The following is a 22,225-nucleotide window of genomic DNA, read 5'->3' as shown; positions in this document are numbered from 1 at the left end:
TAGTACCTCTATTTAGATTTTTATTAGTAATTTTATTGTTTTTCAGTCTAGTTAAGAACATTATAGGAGATTAAATGTATGCAATCCATCGATCGCACTCAAGCTGTTGCTGTCTGTCGCCCCCTTGGCGCACAAGAACATACCTTCTGGCTTCACGATCGAGCTAATCCTTTCCATTTCGCTCTGACTGCACAAATTAGCGGAAAATTCAGTGTTCATCAACTTCAGCAAGCACTAACCCTAATACAACAACGCCATTCATTACTTCAAGTGAGCATTGCTGTTGATGAAGTAGGGCAACCTTGGTTTGTTGAAGACTGTGCTTCAATTCCACTGCGAGTTGTGCAGCGACAATCACAACAACAATGGCAGCGCGAAGTTGAGCAAGAAATGGCAACGCCCTTTGTCTGGTGGCAAGCTCCGTTAGTGCGTGTTGTTTTAGTTCACTCAAGCAATGATGAACAGTTATCAGAATTAATTGTGGTATTCCATCACGCGATCGCAGATGAATCTGTACTTTATTCAAGTGATAACCGCTCTATTTGACCAGAGCGACAGATTGTTTGTCACCAATCCAAATCCTTCTACATTGCCTGTTCGAGCAATTTCTACAACTTCATGCCAGAAACCCTAAGGATCGGGACCCCCTATAGTAAAGCTTACAAGCACGAAGCACTTGACTTGTAATTTTTCGTTGTGGTACTATTCTTGTTTGCTCTACATTTTGGTTTTCCACAATTACCAGAATTAGAGATAGTAAATTTGTACGAAAAGTGTGAGTAGCAAATATCAAAAATTCTTGTTTCTACAAAAAAGTTGTGTAAAATTTTCTAATTTATCAACGACTTCTTGAGATAAAGCTTTTATGTTTTAAACAAAATTACAACATTATGAATGTCCTAATTATACTAGGTGAAGTCATATTTTTAATAGTTATTTTCTCGCTGTTGAACTGGCTGACTAGCATAATCTTCAAGCAGAGCGCTAAAGTATCTTGGCTTCAAGGAAGAACTACAAATATCACCTTCCTACACCGGAGTATCAGCAGATTATTAATCTTAATTTCTGTGATTATGTGTCTTGTGCTGATTGGTGTGAATGGGATGGTGATTTATCGAGGTGGAAACGTTCAGGAATTTCAACTCAATCTTCTTCGCAGTCTTCCTACCCAATTTTGGAAGAATTTCATTACAGCAAGTTTAAAAACTGTGGCTTTGTTAATGCTGGTTAATATTAGCATAGCACCCTTAAGTCGGACTATAGATGGGGTTTGCGATTACGCTAAGAAAGTCGATCAAATCAAGGCTAATGATGAGAGTGTCGAGGCTTTTTTTAAGGTTTTAAAAAGAATTATTATTCATACTATATGGATAAATTCTGCTATCCTATGTGCTAACTTTTTATACCTTCCAAACATCGTTGCTGAATATATTTCTATTGCTTTAAAAATTTACATTACTGTCACAGTTGGTCTACTCATTGTCAAAGCTGTTGCTACTATCGTTGATACTCTCGATGCTCTGAGTCTTAAATATTCTAGTTCTAATAACATACTAAAATTATACGAACGTTTGCGTCATCTCATACCCCTCTTAAAAAAATGTTTGGAATACGTCCTCTATGTCGGTATAGTAAATCTCGTTGTTCCAGAAATAGCACCCATCGCTTGGATAAGTTCTTATACCCCTAACATTGTGCAGATTATTGGGGTTTTCTTTATTAGCAACGTTTTGATTGAAGTCGCTTACTTCATTCTTGATGAGTTTTACTTAAAAGCTACAGATGCAACGGGAATACAGCGACAGAAACGGCTGACACTAATTCCCTTAATACGGAGTTTTGCCAAATATTTTATTTATTTTACTGCTGCAGTAACTGTACTCAAGCTGATTGGCATCGATCCTGCACCTATCTTAGCAGGTGCAGGGATTGTGGGTATAGCAGTTGGTCTTGGAGCGCAAAACCTGATTAATGATGTCGTTTGTGGATTTTTTATTTTATTTGAAAACTATTACTTAGTAGGTGATTATATTGAAGCTGGGAAACTAGAAGAGAGAAATATTGAGGGCATTGTAGAGGCGATTGAACTGCGAACCACTCACGTCCGCCATCCCGATGGTCAATTGCAAATTATTCGCAATGGGGATATTGGATCGATTGTCAATTTCTCCAAGCAGTATATATATGCAAGGGTGGAAATTAGGGTTTCCTATGACTCCAATTTAGATCGTGTCTATAGATTGGTTGAGAAAGTAGGAGAACAATTAAAAATCGATGAACCGGATATTCTAGAACCTACGCGAGTCGCTGGAATAGAAAATTTTGGGGATAATCACTTATTATTGCTGATACTAACAAAAGTCAAACCAGGAAAACACCTTCATATTCAGCGTGTTCTCCGCAAAATATTGAAAGATACTTTTAACCAAGAAGAAATTGAAATTTACGGTTCTTCCAAAAATTCATAAATTATATCATGTCCGGTTGATTACCCATAATTACCGCATCACGTAGAGACGCGATTAATCGCGTCTCTACAATGATTTTATTATGGTTATGCTTCCGGACATGATATTAATTGGTGAACAAACTTATAAGTGTTTATCTGAAGAAGAGGATTGTTATTTTGGGGTAGAATCACAAAGATGGCGATCGCTTTCCTCTACTGCTACATTATTTTTTAAATAATCTTGTACAAACTTGCAGCCGTAATCGAGTGCATCTAGGTTGAGAATCTGCTGTAAATTCCACAGAATCAGTGTATTGTCATCACCCCCTGAAGCTAACAAAGTTCCATCGAGACTGATGGCAAGCCGTCGAATGGCAGCAGAGGATGCAAGAGCTTGAATTTCGCTGTTTCTTGCTTGAGATTCGCTCCTGACAGCTTGACGGTAGAGAATAAATGCTCCTATCCCCAAGCCGCTAGAAATGGCTAACCCGACGCACACTGAAACTAGCAGAAATCTTTGCGCTTTAACCGCTTTGTTCTGTTGTTCGAGTTGTGCTTCTACTGCTTTTGTTCTTGCTGCCTCTAGTGCCACTTGTACCTCTTGCGCTTCATATTCTTGACTGGCAGCTAAAAATCGATAATCAAGGTCGCTGAGACTTTTGCCTTGCGCCCACTTTTGAGCGTCCTTTAATGCCTGCCCCCGCAGCAAACGCGATTTGTCTTGAAAGCTTGACTTGACCCAAGCATTGAATGTCTGTGAGTAAGGGCGGAGATTATCTAACTGCCTGATGATCCATTCAGCATTAAAGACATTGCGGTAGATAGGATTTTTGATGCGGAGATAGCCATTGCGCCTCTCGACTAAACCCGAGAGCAAGAGTTCTGTTTGTTCTTGACTGTCATCAGTTGGTACGAGAAGATCGGGCGCAGAAGAAAGAGCATCGTGACCCCTAGCGATTTTTTGACCTTTCCACTTTTCTAGTGTTGCACTATCGACTTCTTCAGCTTGCAAGATGCGTTGATAAAGTCCGAGTAAGCGTCCTGCTTTTTGTTCGTCAAATAGCAGGCGATCGCGAATTGTACGCAAGTGTTCGGGTTCGTCTTGAGCTTCCCAATGTTGAATAATGCGCGATCGCACCAGTTGCTCTACCCAAAATTTCTCAGTTCCCACAGGTAGGGCGATCGTCCCGGTGGCAGATTCTAGGGCAATCTGGGAAACTAATTGACAGAGTTTTTGGGTTAAAAACGGCTGCCCTTGAGTCCAGACTAGGATCTCTCGCAGCACGGCTTCGCTTTGATTGACTGCTGCTTTTAAGCCTTGAAGTAATGGTTTGGCTTCATGCAGTTGAAAGCCGTGTAACTGGATGGCTTTACCAATATTAAAAGGTGTTCGGCGCTTGTCAAAAATAAGATCGCTGGGACGGGCTACACCAAATAAGGCAAATCCAAGACGGTTAAACTTTAGGTTGTACGATCGCTGGTTGTAGCAATGACGAATCCAAACAAAAAAGTCATTGACAGAGAAACTCAAACTCAGCAAGCTATCAATTTCATCAATGAAGATGAAAATCCGGTGATGTTCCACGTAACGTAGCAACACCTCTTCCACAAATTGATGCAATCGTTGTATGGGTGAAAGCTCTGTTTGCTGTTGCCACCAATCTTTGAAATTGATATGCTGTGCTAAGTTTAAAGAGTGAAATAGACTCAAAATAGTACCTTTGTACCATTGCGATGGTGTGGTTTCATCGCTACCCAATCGAGAGACATCAATGTAAACACAAGCACAGCCTTCTTGTTCGAGACGATAACTGATGCGCTGTAATAAAGATGACTTTCCCATCTGACGTGAGTTTAAGACGTAACAAAAATCGCCTGCCTTCAATGCGTTATATAGTATTCCGTCTGCTTCACGAACAACATAGGTCGGATCGTTACCTGGGAGACTGCCGCCAACCTGATATCGCATAGAAAAATGTGATTGAGAGAATGGGTAAAAATAACAGCTTAACTAATTATAAATAAGTCAGTAGATTCATAGAAATGAAAAAGTTCTTAAGTAGTTCGGCATAAATAAAATTAGGGCTTACGCATAGCCCCCTTAAAAAGGAGATTGGGAGGATATGCTCACCAAAAGTCTTATGCAGTGGGCTTTAACCCTACCTAATACAGTACTTAAAATTTTTCATAAATCAATTATTCTTCCTAGAGAAATTTATTTCCATCCGCCTACTTAACTGTCTTAACTGTCTTAACTGTCTAAAAACTGATTTTACTAGTTCAGTTCATTATTATCTGTCCATTTAACTATAGGACTCCTATTTGATTTCTGAAATAAAACGGTACACGCGTTTCTGGAAATGTCCTGCGGAACGGATGTATTTGGCTTGTATAGATAGAGATACGGAGTGGGTCGTTCTGGTGGGATGATTGTATTCCAAAAAGTGGAAAGCAAAGACCAATTGGCTCAAAATCAAGATCCACAACTTGAGATGGTTGGGTAGAAAAGCAATATTGTAAGGTGCTTGACTGCACCCTACAGCCAATCAATGGAATATCTAGCCGATATTTACTAAAGATATTTGTTAAATTTTGGATTTTTATAGGGAGCACAAGCGATGAAATGATAGCTAATGCAATATGGATAGTTGTTTTTGAAAGTAGGCGCGGTAGAGTTCGCAACGCGGAATCAGACGTTCTCCTTCGTAAAGTATCAATCCTAAGCTGTGAAGCTTGTAAGCTTCAATGGGAGCAAGAAAAATGCTTTGCTCTGTTGTGACGAGCTGAGTATATGCTTGCATCAGCGTGGGCTTTTCTTGCAAAACTATCCAATTTTGCCAGAGATGGTGGCGGTAAACTCCGCCATTGGAAAGCGCTTCGGTAATGAGTTCATCTAAAGTGATTCTTTGACAGCATAGATAATATAAAGCAATCCTAATGAGTGCTGGATGTCCCCCCACAAGAGACATCAATTGGGTAGCTTCTTTTCCAAAATTCCAGTTTAGACCGTGCCGTTGCGCTAATTCCTGGACTTGTTGCTGAGTAAATTCTGGTAGGCGTAATGGTAATCCAATATTGAATGGAGAACGATTGATATCTAGGGAAACATAACTTTCCGTGGAGTAAACCACAACCAGTTTCAGTTTTTGCCAATTAGTATCCCGCCGTGCTTCTTCGTACCACGAGCGCAACAAAGGAAAAAACTCTTGAGCAAGTTGAGGATGTTCAAACAAGCAGTCAACCTGTTCCAAGACGAGAACAACAGGATTTTTAATTTGCTCGAGCAAGTGGTTTCTTAGGTAGAAACTACAACTCAACTTACTACCGATTTCTTCATCCCAGTAAGCATCTAAATTGGGATCGATCCCTAGTTCTGTTGCTATTTGCCAACAAAAACAACGCAAAAACTGGTTGATATCATGCAAGTTGAGTGCATCAATTTGCTGACAATCTAGCTTAACTGTATGGTACTCCTGCCGTTGAGCAAAGTTTAACAGTCGCAACACTAGAGAACTTTTCCCCATACCTTTTGGAGCTCGAATACGGATGACACAGCCCGGTTGAGTTACTTCCTGATAGGCTAAGTTCTCAATCAATGGGCGTTCTATATAAAGTGGAGAATTTAGGGGAACTGGACCATCCGGGTATGACCATATATCTTGATATTTGTCAAGATTTTTGCAAAGGTAAGAATTGTCCTTTGCTTGCAGTAGATCTATCTCTTGTTCGTCCACATCCTGTGAGAAGGTTTCAGTAGCATCATCCGCATCTAACTCGCTGACAATGCTGTAGTCCTCTTTGCGTAATTCTAGATTGAAGGCGCTAAAGCAAAGTTGAAGAGTTTTCCGATCTACACCACTTAAAGACCACAATCGACTGAGTGTTTTACTGGAAACTTTCACGCGATCGCTTAACTCATCTAGCGTAAAGCGCTCTCCATTGTTCTGTGCCATTTCCACAACAGAAATTGCTGCTTGCAACCGTTGTAACCCTGTAGAGGTCAGCAAAACACCCCGTTTTCTTCTGACTTTGGATTGTATCATGTTGCTATGTCTACTACTTGCCCCTATATATGCCCCTATATATCTTAATTGTCTTAACTGTCTTTCGTCGTAGCTTTTTTACACATAAGTTTTGGAAAACTCTCCAAATTTTGCCAAAAAGACTACTTTTCCGGTTTTTGGTAGGAAAAGTAGGAAAAGCATGTTCCTGTCAGTTTTTTCGGAAATCACACCAATTTTAGTCTGATTTCTACCCCACCCTAACCCTCCACGCGTGAAAGGGGAGGAAACTGGAAATTCAATTTCCCCCCTTTATAAGCTATCCATTACCCGCATCTTTCTTAACAATCGCAAAACTGTTATGGACAGAGGGTTTGAGTCGATAGGCTCTTTAAGGGGGGTTGGGGGGAGCTACAACGCAAAGACGTAAAGAGCACGAAGAAAAGAGAGAAGAGAGAATTCAATACTGCGTAGGTTTTGTGTAAAAATCCGTTGGTACGTAGGTTGGGTTGAGGAACGGATGCTGTTGGCGAATATACTACATTTTTGTAAATAAAAGTACTACGCGAGATCAAATCTTCAATCTGTCGTTGTGGCTCCTAGTTGTAACACTTTTGTTTATGGTTTTGTAACACTTTCGCCAACAGCATCAGGAACGAAACCTAACATTTACAGGCATTTGTTAAGTTTCTTCACGGCGATCCCAACCCACAAAAATTTGAGATCCCTTGTAATATTGAGAGAGAATTTACAAATGATTTAGGATTGCTAAGACACTTCTGTTGCCCTTTGTATAGATTTGTACAGATTTAGTTTACCCGTAGGTTATTATGAAGTTGATATTCAAAATGCTATAGGTATGACTTTAGCACCCGATCAACAAGGGGCAGTTATCCGAACAGAACGTGGACTCACGATCGCAGGCACTCGTATCACTCTGTATGACGTGATGGATTATCTGACAGAACGGTATCCACCGGAGTTTATTCGTGCTATGCTCAGCCTCACGGATGAGCAAATGAATTCGGCGCTATCTTACATTGATGCACATCGTGAAGAAGTTGAAGCAGAGTACGATCTAAATTATCTAATATTGTGGAGTGGGCTTTAGCCCAGCTAACTTCTAAAATTGGCAGCCCATCTCACAAGAGGTAATTGGATATTTTTTGATTTGGAAGTCTCTCAGAGTTCTTTTGTTTTTTTGTTCTTTAGATACTCTGCAACTGCTTCGGACACGTTGTCTTCCGCGCTGTATACTTGTGAACTCGGATTCTCAGCATGAAGCTTGTCGAGATAGGCGTGTAAAGCTTCCTCATCACTCCGATGTTCTAAAACATACGCTCGAAGTTCAATCGCAGTCATAGCAATAAAGTTTGGTTTTACACTCATACAAACCTCCATTCTCCACTAGGCTCAATTTCAATATTAATTTCCTTTTTCGCTAAAATAACCACGTTCCCAGTGCGATTATCCAGAGTTACTAAATCAATAGAGCAGTATTTGCTGGTAAGGTCGCAACAAATCTGAAAACATTTTAGCATCTGCGCTGTGGTAGGCATCGCTATCTCCCTACAATAAACATAAACAGTAACCAGACTACAGTAGTTTATTGCTGCAATTGTCCAGTTTATCTCGTGAAGATTTGTTAGCGAGATTTTCCAGATAAGCGAGCGCTGTTTTCTTGAGGAACTGCGATAATGAATTTTGAGTTGATGTTGATGTTACCACCATCGCCACCTTTTTGCTCAGTACCAGCGGTGGTGGAGATTTTCGCGCCACGACGGAGTAACAGTAAATTGCTGTTGAGGTTGATGTTACCACCGTTACCGTTGAAAAAAGTCCTACAAATCCTAATTGCCAACAACTCATACTATTTTAGATTTTCGATTGGACAAACACCCTATATATACAAAGTATCTTATGATTTGGGATGAAAATCGGTTGCAATCATTTTTGTGTGAGTTTACATGTGAGTGCATTTCTTATCCCTTGCAGACAACCCAATGTCATGTACTTGACAACAACCTATTGCAGCAACAAAACACGCGCTCCACCCGCCTCAGGACTCAATCATCCTCACAAGCTTGAACCGGACTGTCATCACATCCTACATCAAATGATTTTTGTCAACCCCCCTTAAAGAGCCTATCGACTCAAACCCTCTGTCCATAACAGTTTTGCGATTGTTAAGAAAGATGCGGGTAATGGATAGCTTAAAAAGGGGGGATTAAGGGGGGTAAATTCGACTTGTGTGTAAATCGTAGCCTTTTTAAGAGGAGATGGGGGTATCTATTAAGAGTTTAAAAAGGCATTTTAGACTGAAATTTTCAAAGAAGCGATCGCCACTCAAATTTTATTTATTAAAAACCAAATCGATAGCAGAGTTAATTAAGTCAAGTGCGTGTAATTCATAGTGGTAAGTTTTAAATTGAAATTTACCTACTTGTTCTAGTTGTTTGCAAGGTCGATGCCCATATCTATCTTCATACAGCTTTAACACAAGAGTGCCAATAGAGGTCATTTGTCCTTGAGTTGCTTCAAGTCCCAATTCTTGTAATCTACTAGCAATGGTAATTAAATTTGCGGGATTTGCAGTAGTTTTACTATTTTTTATCTCAGAAAAAGTTTGATTAAGCTCCTCAAAAGGAGATATTAGAAAATGAATTAATCCCGTGAGTCGCCGCGCCGGTCTATCCGTAGTTACAGCAATTTTCAAGGCTTCTTCTTGCCCAACAGCAATGAACGTGCCTTGAGCGCGAGTCATTGTTGTGTAGAGCAGCTGACGAGTCAGCATGAGATAGTTTGATTTGAGTAACGGAAAAATCACGTATTGGAATTCGCTACCCTGACTCTTATGACAGGTTATGGTGAAGGCATGCATTATTTCCTCAAATTTACCAGTAGAATAATCAACAATGGCACCTCCATCAAACGCAACTTTAACAATCTTTTTTTCTGGATCTATCCCAATCACTTCTCCACTTTCACCATTCATAACTGCTGGTGATGTGTCGTATCTATTTTTTAATTGTATTATCCTATCGCCTACTCTATAAGTAACAGAACCAACCACAACCTCTGGTTGATTTGATTTTTGAGGGTTAAAAATAGGTTGTAAAAGTTTATTGAGATTATAGACACCTGCTGCACCTTCTTTTTGAGGCGCAAGTACCATAACTTGTTCCTTTAAATTAACATTTTCTGCTGCCATTGCTTTAACTAATTCCACAATGGTCTTGGCAGTTTCTTGTGCTGATTCTGTTGTTAAAATCGCGCAGTCGCCCACATCCATCCATTGGGATACGCAAGTAAAGTTATGGAGGGCTGGAACATTTCCTAGATTAACATCGCTAGCTGCATAGATAATTGAGCTTTCATGTTTCTGCCGGAATATAGTTTCTAGGCGTGTTGTTGGGATTAATTCCGAATTTATCAAATCTCTTAATACCATCCCAGCACCGACGCTAGGCAATTGGTCAGAATCACCAACAAGTAAAATTTTTGTTGTCAGAGGTAATGCTTTTAACAAAGAATTGAAGAGGAATAAATCCACCATTGAAAATTCATCAACGATTAACCAATCTAGATTCAATGGATTTTGCTCGTTGTACAGAAAAGACTGCTCTTTACCCCGCCACTGTAACAGTCTGTGGATTGTCTGTGCATCCGTATCGGTCGCAGTTTGCATCCGATTTGCGGCTTTCCCTGTAGGAGCAACAAGTGCAAATGAAGCTTTCTTGAAAAGAAGCCAATCTACCAAAGTTTTAAGAACATGAGTTTTCCCACGACCGGGACCACCTGTCAGGATGCTAATCGGGCTGCGTTCTGCCATATATAAGGCATTGATTTGTTCGTGGCTTAAACGCGATAACTCACGATAAGCCACGTTGTGATACTCTGTCAGCCATTGTTCTAAGTGTTCGGTTGAGTTGTTTTTTTGATTGAGTAAAGCTTTAATTCGGAATGCCACCGAGACTTCTGCTCGATAAGCTGCTTTTAAATAAATGCTGTTTGGTATACTACCTTGAACCAATACCTGATTCTCAATTAGCCCGTTTAAAACTCTTTTGAGAGATTCAGCTTCGGGTTCATGTGTGGGACGTTTTAATAAAAATATAGCTTTCTTAATGATTTGATATTCTGGTAAAAAGCAGTGACCTTCAAGCAGTGCATCTTTTAAGGCTTGTATTATTCCTTTTTCATATCGCTTTTCACTTGTTTCTGGTGTTCCCAGTAATAATGCCAATTCATCAGCAGTTTTGAAGCCAATCCCATCAACGTCATCAATTAAACGATAGGGATTATCTCTTAACACTGACTCGGTTTTATGACCGTAATGGTCGCAAATTTTTAAAGTTAAGTTAAGCGTTGCTCCTACGCCCAAAAGTTTAGCGGCGACCCTCAAGTTGGGGTCGGATTTACTTTCAGACCATGCTTGGATAATATTTTGAATCCTATAATTGGTAAGCCCTGGAACTTCATGCAGTTTCTCTGGTTCTCGGTCTAAAACCAGTAAGGTCTGACAGCCAAACTGTTCTACGAGGCTTAAAGCCGTTTTTTTTCCGATTCCCCTAAAAATTCCACTTGATAAATATTGCCGAATTTCTACTTCAGTTAAGATAGGGAGTTGGTTAACCTGGGAAAAAGTAGTCATGTTGCTTCGCTCTATTTCGTAGTTTTGCTCGCATTAACAGGGTATGAAACCTGTCTCAGCAATTATTGGCTAAAAAATACTCGCGCTAGAAATCTTTCAGTATAGTATAGTGCCAATCGAGCGATCGCACCATTGAAAACCGCTCAAAAGCATTTAAATTTAGGACTTAACGCATAGCCCCCAATTTATCGGGGGGCTAGGGGTCTCCTCTGGGGTGGGGGGAAATGGGGGGATCGACAACGCGTGAAATCCCCAAAATCCATTAAGGTTGCGTAAGTCCCCAAAATTAATACAAACAGCAAATCTCAGAGATGGCTTTTAGACCTAGTGGTCTATCATATTGAATTTGAGGGATGTTTTAAAAACCGCAAAGGCAAACAGCACCAAAGCATGGGGTAAACCCAGTTTTGAGAGATGGTAAAGTCAAATATATGTGGAGGTAGTAACTTATGACCAAAGCTCAAGCACAAACCGAAGTAAAATTATACGCCAAAAACCCAAAACAGCTAAATTGAGTAGAGAGCGTTTATGACCGAGGCAGAACTACTAGAGGTAATAGAACAAGCATCAACAGAAGGCGTGACGGAACTCGACCTCAGTGGCAAAGAGTTAACGGTTCTACCATCTGAGATAGGGAAACTAACTCAACTCAAAAAACTGATTCTCGGCAAATATAAGTATGATGAAGAGGGTGAGATAGTCGATACTATCGGGAATCATCTAAATGCTTTACCTAAAGAAATTGGACAGCTTCATCAACTTGAAGAACTACAGATAGTTGATAACGAACTCGCAACTTTGCCACCAGAAATTGAGAAACTCACCAACTTGCGCTCGCTCAATCTCAATTCTAATCAACTGAGTGGGCTACCACCAGAAATCGAGAAACTCACCAACTTGCGCTCGCTTAATCTCAATTCTAACTTATTGAGTGGGCTGCCACCAGGAATTGTCCAACTTACCAACTTGCAATCGCTAGACCTCAGTGCAAATCAATTAAGTGGGCTACCACCAGAATTTGGACTTCTTACCAACTTACAATCGCTAGACCTCAGATCTAATCAACTGAAAGAGTTGCCATCAGAATTTAGGCATCTCAACAACTTGCGCTCGCTTCACCTGAGTTATAATCAACTGAGCGAACTACCACCAGAATTCAGGCAACTCAACAATTTACAATCGCTAGACCTTAGTGCTAATCAATTAAGTGCGTTGCCACCAGAAATCGGACTCCTCACCAACTTGCAATGCTTAGATCTAAGTGCTAATCAACTGAGCGAACTGCCACCAGAGTTCAGGCAACTCACCAACTTGCAATCGCTTTACCTGAGTTATAATCCACTGAACGACCTACCACCAGAAATTCTCCAACTCACCAACTTGCAATCTCTAGACCTCGGCAAGAATCAACTGAACGAACTACCACCAGAAATTCTCCAACTCACCAACTTGCAAGCGCTTAACCTCAACTTTAATCAACTGAGTGAACTACCACCGGAAATCGGACTCCTCACTAACTTGCAAGCGCTTAACCTCAACTCTAATCAACTGAGCCAACTACCACCGGAAATCAGATTTCTCACCAACTTGCAATCTCTAGACCTTGGCAAGAATCAACTGAGCGAACTGCCACCAGAAATCGTTCAACTCACTCACTTGCAATCGCTTTACCTTAGTGCTAATGAACTGAGTGGGTTGCCATCAGCATTCGGACTCCTCACCAATTTGCAATCCCTCGACCTCAGTATTAATCAACTGAGTGCGCTGTCACCAGAAATCGGGCAACTCCACAACTTGCGATCGCTCTCTCTCAGTGCCAATCAACTGAGTAGGCTGCCACCAGAAATCGGACTCCTCATCAACTTACAATCGCTTGACCTCAACTTTAATCAATTGAGTGGGTTGCCATCAGAAATCGGGCAACTCCACAACTTGCGATCGCTATCCCTCATTGCTAATCAACTGAGTGGGCTGCCCCCAGAAATTCGACAACTGCCAAACTTGCGATCGCTCGACCTCAACTTTAATCAACTGAGTAGGCTGCCACCAGAAATTCAACAACTACCAAACTTGACAAAACTCGATTTGCGTGGCAACCCAGTTCCGATCCCCCTTAAGATTTTAGGACCAAAGGAAGGCTGGAAAGATCCTGGTGATGTCAATGAAATTCTCGATTTCTATTTTCACGCGCAAGATCCCAACGCCACCGAATCCCTTTATGAAGCCAAATTCTTGATTGTTGGTGAAGGTGGTGCTGGCAAAACCTCCTTAGCTAGGAAAATTGAAGACGAAAACTATCAACTCCAAGCTGATGAAAAATCAACTCAAGGTATTGAGGTCATTCAGTGGCATTTTCAACATAACGAGCTCGATTTCCGTGTCAATATTTGGGATTTCGGCGGTCAGGAAATCTACCACGAAACACACCAATTTTTCCTTACCAAACGCTCTCTCTATGCTTTAGTTGCCGATACTCGTAAAGAAGACACTGACTTTTACTGGTGGTTAAAAATTGTTGAACTCTTGAGCGATAATAGCCCCGTTCTCATTATCAAAAATGAAAAACAAGACCGTCAGTGTCAAGTTAACGAGCGCTCTTTAAGAGGAGAATTTACCAATCTCAAAGAAGTTTTGGCAACTAACTTAGAGACCAATCGTGGTTTACAAGAAATCAAAGACGCTATTGAGCAATATATTATTAGATTGCCTCATGTTGGTACACCCTTGCCGAAACTTTGGGTGAGAGTTCGTTCTGCTCTAGAAAACTATTCCCGCAATTACATTAGCTTTGAAGAATACTGTCAACTTTGCCAACTTAATAATTTAACCGAGCGTGAAGATATTTTGCAATTGAGTTGGTATCTCCACGACTTGGGAGTCTTCCTTCACTTTCAAGACGATCCGACACTCAAACACTGTGTTATTTTAAAACCAGAATGGGGGACAACTGCCGTCTACAAAGTGTTAGATAATGAAACCGTCAAGAAGAATCTAGGCTGTTTTACACGGAAGGATCTCAAACATATTTGGAAAGATTTGGAATATGCCGAGATGCGAGATGAACTACTCCGCCTCATGATGCGGTTCAAGCTTTGCTACCCAATTCCCAGTCATTCTGACAACTATATTGCACCGCAATTACTCGATATTAACCGACCTAATTATACCTGGGACGATACCAACAATCTCATTTTACGCTACGAATATGAATTCATGCCCAAGGGAATGTTAACTCGCTTTATTGTAGAAACCCATCCTTGGATTGAAGAACAAAAATTTGTTTGGAGAAATGGCGTAATTCTCCAAAAAGACCAAACACGTGCAGAAATCATCGAACGCTACAATCAAAGAGAAATAAAAATCCGCGTCACAGGAACTCGAAAGAAAGAATTACTGGCAGTTATTACTCACGAATTTGACAAAATTCATCGGTCTTTTGAACGTTTGCAATACGATACTCTTGTTCCTTGTAATTGTATGGAATGTCAAGAGAGTCAAGAACCTTACTCCTATCCTCTAGACAACTTGCACAAGCGCTTAAAAGCAAAGCGATATCAAATGGAGTGTGAAAAAAGTTATGAAATGGTTGATGTTCGTCGGCTCATTGATGATGTCAATTTACAACAACCAGGAGCAGAACCAGAACTAAATCACAAATCCGAACAATTACAACAGGAATTGTCTCAGGAAAGAGATAAATCATTTCAAAATCAAAAAGTGACTTCTCAACAGCGCAAAAAATTACATTCTGCCCTCATCAGTGCTTTTGCCGAACAGTCATTACTCGAACAGTTATTAGATTACGAGCTTGATAAAAACTTAAATGAAATTGCTCAAGAGAGTAATCTTGATACAATTGTTTTTAAATTAATAAAAACAGCTGATTCTCAAGGATGGCTTTTAGACTTAGTTCGCGTTGCATATCAATCAAATCCTAGAAACTCTGAGTTAAAAGCTATTGCTGAAGAATTGAAAAACTATTTTTAGATGCTGGAATTGAGCAAGCTCCACGTTGGTCTTAGCACAGAAACCGATAGGAGAAACAGCCCAAACACGAGTGAAACAAAAATCACCATTTGTAGTGCTGCTATGGATCGCTCCATCCAACGTATAATCCTGCAACGGGTGAAACAAAGCGATTTTTGTCTTATGCACAGATGCTGTCCTGGATTCGCGATCGCATTTCTGCCCGAATCTCCACAGGAATCTTGTCCAGATAATTGACACCCAAACCCAATGCCATGACATCAGCCATTTTCATTTGAGTTTGTGGTCTTGCTGCCAACTGCAATCCACAAATCAGCAATCCCAGGAAACTCGCAAGACAAGCCAAGTACTTCAGGCGAAGTCGGTCAATCCACAACCAAGATAGCAAAAAAGCGATCGCATTGAATCCAAACAACCAAGGACAGACTTCAGGTACGCCCACAGCCACAGTCAGTAAAAGCATAGTCGGTGCGCCAAGAACAATCCAAGCACTTAAGAAAAGACCGATACCATTTAAAAGCAGTACCAGTGTCAGTGAAAATACTTTCCTTATTCCAATCATTCTAACCTTATTGGTAGCAACAACAAAAACTGAGTAAAATATAAAACAATATTGGTCATTGGTCATTGGTCACTGGTTACTGCTCACTGCTCACTGTTATGCTGCTTAACAACCGCTATCGAGTTCTTCGCACTTTGGGGAGTGGAGGATTTGGTGAAACATTCTTGGCAGAAGATACCCAAATGCCTTCACAGCGCCGCTGTCTTATCAAACAATTGAAACCAATTCAGGATAATCCTCAAGTTTACGAACTAGTACAGCAGCGATTCCAACGTGAAGCAGCTATTCTAGAAGACCTTGGAGATGGTAGCAGTCAAATTCCCCGTTTGTATGCTTACTTTTCACAAAATGGTCAATTCTACTTAGTTCAAGAGTATATTGAAGGACAAACTCTGACAGCAAGGGTGCAACAACAGGGTCTGCTCAGTGAGAGTTCGGTGAAAGAAATTTTAACCAGTATTTTGCCAGTTATAGAATTTGTTCACAGTAAAGGTATTGTTCATCGCGACATCAAGCCAGAAAATATTCTGATTCGTCATCGGGATGGGCAACCAGTTCTAATTGATTTTGGTGCAGTTAAAGAAACTGTAGGAACAGTCATGTCACCTTCTGGCAATTCCACCAAATCAATTGTGATTGGTACGCCGGGATATATGCCGAGCGAGCAATCGGTTGGTCGTCCCATGTTTGCTAGCGATATCTACAGTTTGGGGTTGACGGCTATTTATTTGCTGAGTGGCAAATCTCCCCAGGAGTTAGGCACCGATCCCGCCACAGGTGCTGTGTTATGGAGGCAATATGCTTTAAGTGTCACGCCAAGTTTTGCAGCAGTTCTGGAAAAGGCAATTCAATTTAGTACGCACGATCGCTTTGCCAGTGCTAGAGAAATGCTACAAGCTTTGCAAACCGGAACAGGACCAGTTGCGCCCACAGTTCCGGGCTTTGCACCCACCGTTCCTTACATCCACTCACAAGTTCCCACTGCACCACCTAACCCTATACCCCAACACACCGTTTCTGTCAGTTCGGCGCAATCCTCACAATCTTCTTCTCAAAGTAGCAGATCGTCAAGTTGGTTCGATGGCACTTTTGTTGGTAGTTTATTGGCTGCTATTGGTGTGACTGTTGCCATTGGTACTGGTGTCTTTGTGGTTTTTAATTGGCAACAATCTCAACAACAGGTAAAACAACCATCAGCACAGCAAACCCAATCATCTATTCAACCGTCAGCAGAACTGACTGAGGAACCTCAAGAAAGCGTACCAACCCAACAAACGCTGGTTCCTGAAACAACTCCATCTCCTGAAGTTTCCGATCCATTATCAGCTTCAGTTGATAAACCATCACCAGAACAGGCAATTCAAAATTATTACTCAACCATTAATCGGGGCGATTATCAAACTTCATGGAATCAACTGTCTCCCACCTATCAAAACAATCAACGGCTTCATCCAAATGGCTATCTTTCCTACATTGACTGGTGGGGGGGACAAGTTGACAGTGTGGAACTCGAACAAGTGAGTTTAGTGGAAGCAGGTACGGAAACAGCAACAGTCAATGCTCAATTAAGGTACTTTATGAAAACGGGAAGAGTCGTTCCCAGTTCCGTGCGTTTCTTTCTTTTTTGGGATGCTCAGAACAACAAATGGGTTGTTGCCGATACAAGATAAAATTGTTTGTCTCTTTTACCAGTTTAAGCTACATTGGCAGCGTGCGTTATCCTAGTCTAAGTTGGGTGAGGGCTTCATTCTCAATATGACAACAAAGCTGCTGAACAATCGGTATCAAGTTATCCAGGTGCTGGGATCTGGCGGATTTGGTGAAACATTTTTGGCGGAGGATGTCCACATGCCTTCTCGCCGTCGCTGCGTCATCAAGCAACTCAAACCGGTGACAAAAGATCCAAAAACTTACCAAATGATTCAACAGCGGTTTGAGCGAGAAGCAGCCACCTTGGAATTTTTGGGTGAAGGAAGCGAGCAAATTCCCAAGCTTTACGCCTACTTTTCGGAACAAGGGCAGTTTTACTTGGTTCAGGAGTGGATTCAAGGTCAAACTTTGACGGATGTTGTCAACACTAAGGGGGCATTGAGCGAAACGGAAGTTAGAGCAATTTTGTTGAGTCTGTTATCTGTGTTAGATTATGTCCACAGTAAAGGTATTATTCACCGAGATATCAAACCTGAGAATATTATTCTTCGCTCTTTGAACAGCAAACCAGTTCTCATCGATTTTGGTGCTGTCAAAGAAACAATCCGTTCGGTCGCTACGACTTCCGGAAACCTGACGCAATCGATTATAATTGGCACGCCCGGTTATATGTCTAGCGAACAAGCAATTGGACGCCCGGTTTATGCCACTGACATTTACAGTTTGGGTGTCACTGCGATCTATTTACTCACAGGGAAACGTCCTTACGACTTGGAAACTCATCCTCAAACAGGTAACATTGTTTGGCGTCAATATGCCCCTGGGATATCTTCAAATCTGGCAGAAGTTATCGATCGCGCTACTAAGCAGAATGCAGGCGATCGCTACACAACTGCTAGTAAAATGTTATATGCTTTACAATCTGCAACGGCTCCTCCCACCATTACCCCACAATCGGTAACGGGACAAGTCACGATCCCCCTGTCTGCAGGTGCTACTGCTTCTGCCCAAAATACCCAACTCCATCCAAACAATACCAAAAATCCAACGATTTCTTCTCCTAATTGGCAAAAACCAGCCTGGATTGCAGGGAGTTTGGTTGTAGGTAGCTTAATTGGAGCGGTGGCGATCGCTAACATCAACCGTCAACCAGAACCGGAAGATTCTGTTGCGACATCACCCGTTACAAGACAAGCCCCAGAAGCAAACATTACAACTCCAACTCCAACTCCAACAAATGTTACTCCGCCAACAGAATCTAATAGGAATATGCCTAGGGTTGTTGTCCCGCCTCCAGCACCAGTTGCACCCAACCCAGTCGTTAATAATCCACCAGAACAGCCAGTAGAAACTTCTACACCTTCTCAATCTGTAGAAAATTCTGTACCTCAAGAACAAGAGGAAGCATCCACATCTCAACCAGCCTCAGAACAACCTTCACAAGCAGAACAACCTGCTCCACAAGCAGAAAATTCTCAAGCACCTGTTGTATCTGCACCACAACCAGAAGAGCGATCGGAAGCTCCTGCATCTGAGCAACCCGTCGATGCTAACCCACCAAAAGAGGAAAAACAAGAACAAGACGAAAAAGAGGAAAAACAAGAACAAGCGGCAAAACAAGAAGAACAAAAAGTTGCTACTGCCAATACAAGCGGTAGCAATGTCCCAGCGTTCCCTGTTGGTACGCCTGAAGATTCCGTTCGAGCAACCTTAGGAGAACCGAGAAAGCGTTCCAGAGGTTTGTGGAATACTCGTGCTTATCTTTACAACTTAGAACCAAACCGCATCGACCTGGGTTATTTATTTGACCGTAGAACGGGAGTTTTGCGCCAAACAGAGGTAGCTTTTGCTCAATCTGTTGAGCCGGAGGTAATGAAAAATACATTACAAGGAATGCTGGGAGGTAGTGCTTCTGGTGAAATTAAGCAAGGGTTACAAAAAGTTTACGAGCGTCAAAGCAGTAGATATTCGTTTAATCTTGGTGGGTTACAAGGAGTGATACAACGGAACAAAGAAGACCAAATTTACATTGGTGTTTGGGATGCAGATTTGCGTAAATGATTTTGGATTTTGGATTTTGGATTTTGGGTTTTGGATTTTGGATTTTGGATTCAAATTGTTAAATTTTGCCCAAATAGTATCGAAGGATAGATTCTTCGCTTGACAGGTGGCATAGAAAATAGTATTAGCAATTAAAACAAGAATGCAACTGGTAGTTGGGTGAAATTAAGTCTAAATAAACCCTTGTTATATTATGTCCGCTTATATACCCTAGATAAAACTCACGCAAAGACGCAAGGGCGCTAAGAAATGAAGAAATTTTTATTATGGTTATGCTAACGGACATGATATTAATCCAAAATCCAAAATCCAAAATCTAAAATCCAAAATCCAAAATCCAAAATCCAAAATATAGGTGACACTATGGTAAGCAACAAGACAACTAGGCGCAATTTTCTGAAAACTAGCGTGGCTGTTGCTGGTGGAATTGTGGGAACTTCAGCTTGTCAGCAACTCACAAATTCTACAGTCGAACCATCGGCAAATTCTAATTCCACGGCAGATCTGAACTCGCAAGGTACATCTACCTTGGTCTCTAGTACCGCTTTGGAAAAAATGCCGCAAAGAGTTTTGGGTCGCACGGGTGTAACTGTACCTATTCTTGGTTTGGGCGGATCTGCGTCCCCTCTGTCTCGTCCCCAAGAAGATGAGGAAGCTAACTCCATAGCAATTATTGAACGAGCATATGAACTGGGGATTCGTTACTTTGATACAGCTTCTAATTACGGACCGAGTGAAGAACGTTTGGGTAAGGTGTTACCACCTCATCGCAAGGAAATATTTTTGGCAAGTAAGAGCAATGCGAGAGATCGCGATCGCGCTTGGAAAGAACTAGAGCAATCTCTCAAACTTTTAAAAACTGATTATCTTGACTTATGGCAGTTTCACTCTGTTTCCTTTGACTGGAATTTAGATGCTATTTTTAATTCCAAGCATGGTGCAATTAGGGTGGCGCGGGAAGCAAAAGAACAAAAAATAGTGCGCTTTGTTGGTATTACGGGACACAATAACCCGGCAATTATCGCCAAAGCACTTCGCCGCTATTCATTTGATACTGCTCTTATCCCTGTTAACGCTGCTGACAAACACACTCCTAGTCCATTTATTACAGGTGTGCTACCAGTGGCTCAAAAAAACAACACTGGTATTATTGCAATGAAAGTTCCTGCTTACGGTCGTCTTTTTAAACCTGGGATTTTGGACGGTATGCATCAAGCGATGGGATATGCTTTGTCTCAACCGGGTGTTCACTGTTGCATTATTGCCGCAGAAGATGTAAGGTTACTGGAGCAAAATGTGAGGGTGGCTAGCGCTTTTCAGTCACTTTCAAAGCAAGAATTGCAGGCGATCGAACAACGTACTGCTTCTGTTTGGCAGGATAGCAGTTTTTTCCGTCAATGGGCTTGATAATTTTGGATTTTAGATTTTAGATTTTGGATTGGAAGAATTAATGATTTTGGATTTTGGATTTTGGATTTTGGATTGGAAGAATTAATGATTTTGGATTTTGGATTTTGGATTTTGGATTTTGGATTGTAAAAGCGTCAATTTAGAGAAGGCGTCCATAACTCAGATACAGGAAGTTCCCAATCGGGTAATAACTCTGGAAGAACTAAGGTTTCCCCCTCTTCCAATATGGTAACGGTGGTATCAGGACGGTATACAGATACGGTATGTCTATCTGGCTCGATGAGAATTCCAATCCGGGTTCCCCATTTGAGGAAAGACTGAACTTTCTTTTGTACTGATAACAGGCGATCAAATGCCGATTTAATTTCCATGATTAAATCGGGTGGTACTTCTGGATAAGTGCGAGGCATCCGTTTCAGTTTTTGTCGCGATACAAACGAACAATGTGGCTGCAAAATCTCCCCATTCGTTAACTGATAACCTACTTGAGAACCAAGGACGTATCCAAGCTGTCGCGGTTCAACCCAAGCAAACAAATGCGCGCAGAAACGAGTGCTAACTTCTAATGCTGACCAAGAAGTTGCTACAGAGTATGGAGCTTACGGAATTGCTGCACTCCTGATGCCTTACCTGACGGGACTTACTGTAATTGAGCGCTCTATTAAAGGCAAAAGTTTTGGCTTTGACTTTTGGTTAGGTTCCATTAACGATCCAAATACTTTATTTCAAAGAAAAGCTCGCTTAGAAGTTTCTGGCATCCGCAGAGGCTCTGAAAGCATAATACAATCTAGAGTTAACATGAAATTAGAACAGATTAGCCCCTCGGATACTTTGTCTCCCGGCTACGTCTGCGTTATTGAATTTAGCACACCACGTACCCGGATAGTGGAAAAATGCAAGACGTAGAAATTCTTCATCGAGAAGCAATGGAACTTGTTGACCAAGCATTCCTGGCCCGTCAAAGGGGTGATATCATTATTGCTTTAGAATTAACCAAAGCTGCCTTTTCTTAAGAGCGAGCTGCTGCAGATCTAGTGGCAGACTTACTCGACCTTGAACCTACTAGATCTATTCTCCATCGTAGTGCCGCAGTTCTTGCAGTAGAATGTTCTGAATTGCGATCGGCAGAACGACTTATTGGACGAGCGCTAGCTGGTAATCCGCCTGATGACATTGCTAACGAACTGCGAGATTTGCTGATAGAAGAAATTTATTCTCGCAGGCAAGCAATTGGACATTGAAGAAATATATTTCGCTTTTAAGTAGTTAGGTAGAAATAAATCGAATTACAATAAATCCTTACAAACGACTAATGACTAATGACTAATGACAAATTAACTATCGCACTCATTACCATAGCTACTTATTTCCTACACAAACGGTTTAAGTTTTTATCAACAAGACTTAGCTTAGCCCCCCTTTTTAAGGGGGGCTAGGGGTCCCCTCTGGGG

At 41.3% G+C, this 22,225-nt stretch carries 15 protein-coding genes and 1 pseudogene; 9 read left to right on the top strand and 7 right to left on the bottom strand.

What is annotated here, in order from left to right; all coding sequences use genetic code 11:
* The first annotated feature begins 78 nt into the window (after nt 1-78).
* Nucleotides 79-546 (top strand): condensation domain-containing protein, encoded by a 468-nt coding sequence (locus tag F7734_RS05130; RefSeq protein ID WP_155743684.1) that lies wholly within the window; start codon nt 79-81, stop codon nt 544-546.
* Between the two features lie 344 nt (nt 547-890).
* The gene (locus tag F7734_RS05125; RefSeq protein WP_155743683.1) at nt 891-2,468 is read left to right on the top strand and encodes a mechanosensitive ion channel family protein; all 1,578 of its coding nucleotides are present in this window, start codon (nt 891-893) and stop codon (nt 2,466-2,468) included.
* 153 nt (nt 2,469-2,621) lie between these two features.
* Here the strand turns inward: F7734_RS05125 and F7734_RS05120 are convergent, their stop codons facing one another.
* Nucleotides 2,622-4,418, bottom strand: coding sequence for an AAA-like domain-containing protein (locus tag F7734_RS05120; protein ID WP_155743682.1), 1,797 nt, complete (start codon nt 4,416-4,418; stop codon nt 2,622-2,624).
* Nucleotides 4,419-5,079: 661 nt separating this feature from the next.
* Entirely contained in the window at nt 5,080-6,492 is a 1,413-nt protein-coding gene (locus F7734_RS05115) for an AAA-like domain-containing protein (protein WP_155743681.1), read from the bottom strand.
* Nucleotides 6,493-7,309: 817 nt separating this feature from the next.
* On the opposite strand from F7734_RS05115, the pseudogene F7734_RS05110 reads away from it, so the two are divergent.
* Nucleotides 7,310-7,525, top strand: a pseudogene (locus F7734_RS05110) (DUF433 domain-containing protein); the annotation flags it as partial.
* 107 nt (nt 7,526-7,632) lie between these two features.
* On the opposite strand, the gene F7734_RS05105 reads toward F7734_RS05110, so the two are convergent.
* The 3 genes from F7734_RS05105 to F7734_RS05095 form a co-directional block, all read right to left on the bottom strand.
* The gene (locus F7734_RS05105; RefSeq protein WP_155743679.1) at nt 7,633-7,839 is read right to left on the bottom strand and encodes a hypothetical protein; all 207 of its coding nucleotides are present in this window, start codon (nt 7,837-7,839) and stop codon (nt 7,633-7,635) included.
* Between the two features lie 256 nt (nt 7,840-8,095).
* Nucleotides 8,096-8,311: a hypothetical protein gene (locus tag F7734_RS05100; RefSeq protein ID WP_155743678.1), complete on the bottom strand. Its 216-nt coding sequence runs from the start codon at nt 8,309-8,311 to the stop codon at nt 8,096-8,098.
* 492 nt (nt 8,312-8,803) lie between these two features.
* Entirely contained in the window at nt 8,804-11,104 is a 2,301-nt protein-coding gene (locus F7734_RS05095; protein WP_155743677.1) for an ATP-dependent RecD-like DNA helicase, read from the bottom strand.
* A 528-nt stretch (nt 11,105-11,632) separates the two neighbouring features.
* Here F7734_RS05095 and F7734_RS05090 point away from each other — a divergent pair.
* Nucleotides 11,633-15,091 carry a COR domain-containing protein gene (locus F7734_RS05090; RefSeq protein WP_155743676.1) on the top strand — a complete coding sequence of 1,153 codons (3,459 nt, stop codon included), beginning with the start codon at nt 11,633-11,635 and terminating at the stop codon, nt 15,089-15,091.
* Between the two features lie 160 nt (nt 15,092-15,251).
* Here the strand turns inward: F7734_RS05090 and F7734_RS05085 are convergent, their stop codons facing one another.
* Complete coding sequence (locus F7734_RS05085) at nt 15,252-15,719, bottom strand: hypothetical protein (RefSeq protein WP_207714021.1); 468 nt, start codon at nt 15,717-15,719, stop codon at nt 15,252-15,254.
* A 32-nt stretch (nt 15,720-15,751) separates the two neighbouring features.
* On the opposite strand from F7734_RS05085, the gene F7734_RS05080 reads away from it, so the two are divergent.
* From F7734_RS05080 to F7734_RS05070, 3 genes are all read left to right on the top strand, one after another.
* Nucleotides 15,752-17,323, top strand: a complete 1,572-nt coding sequence (locus F7734_RS05080) for a serine/threonine-protein kinase (RefSeq protein ID WP_155743675.1) — start codon at nt 15,752-15,754, stop codon at nt 17,321-17,323.
* 85 nt (nt 17,324-17,408) lie between these two features.
* Nucleotides 17,409-19,364, top strand: a complete 1,956-nt coding sequence (locus F7734_RS05075) for a serine/threonine-protein kinase (RefSeq protein WP_155743674.1) — start codon at nt 17,409-17,411, stop codon at nt 19,362-19,364.
* 363 nt (nt 19,365-19,727) lie between these two features.
* Entirely contained in the window at nt 19,728-20,771 is a 1,044-nt protein-coding gene (locus tag F7734_RS05070) for an aldo/keto reductase (RefSeq protein ID WP_155743673.1), read from the top strand.
* Between the two features lie 137 nt (nt 20,772-20,908).
* Here the strand turns inward: F7734_RS05070 and F7734_RS05065 are convergent, their stop codons facing one another.
* Complete coding sequence (locus F7734_RS05065; protein ID WP_155743672.1) at nt 20,909-21,310, bottom strand: Uma2 family endonuclease; 402 nt, start codon at nt 21,308-21,310, stop codon at nt 20,909-20,911.
* Between the two features lie 16 nt (nt 21,311-21,326).
* On the opposite strand from F7734_RS05065, the gene F7734_RS05060 reads away from it, so the two are divergent.
* Both F7734_RS05060 and F7734_RS63105 read left to right on the top strand, forming a co-directional pair.
* Nucleotides 21,327-21,680 (top strand): hypothetical protein, encoded by a 354-nt coding sequence (locus F7734_RS05060; protein WP_243146699.1) that lies wholly within the window; start codon nt 21,327-21,329, stop codon nt 21,678-21,680.
* Nucleotides 21,681-21,808: 128 nt separating this feature from the next.
* Complete coding sequence (locus F7734_RS63105) at nt 21,809-22,015, top strand: hypothetical protein (RefSeq protein ID WP_243146698.1); 207 nt, start codon at nt 21,809-21,811, stop codon at nt 22,013-22,015.
* Nucleotides 22,016-22,225: the final 210 nt, after the last annotated feature.

It is taken from the genome of Scytonema sp. UIC 10036, assembly GCF_009725235.1.
The sequence above is the reverse complement of the archived record's forward strand: the minus strand, read 5'-3'. Positions and strand labels throughout refer to the sequence as shown.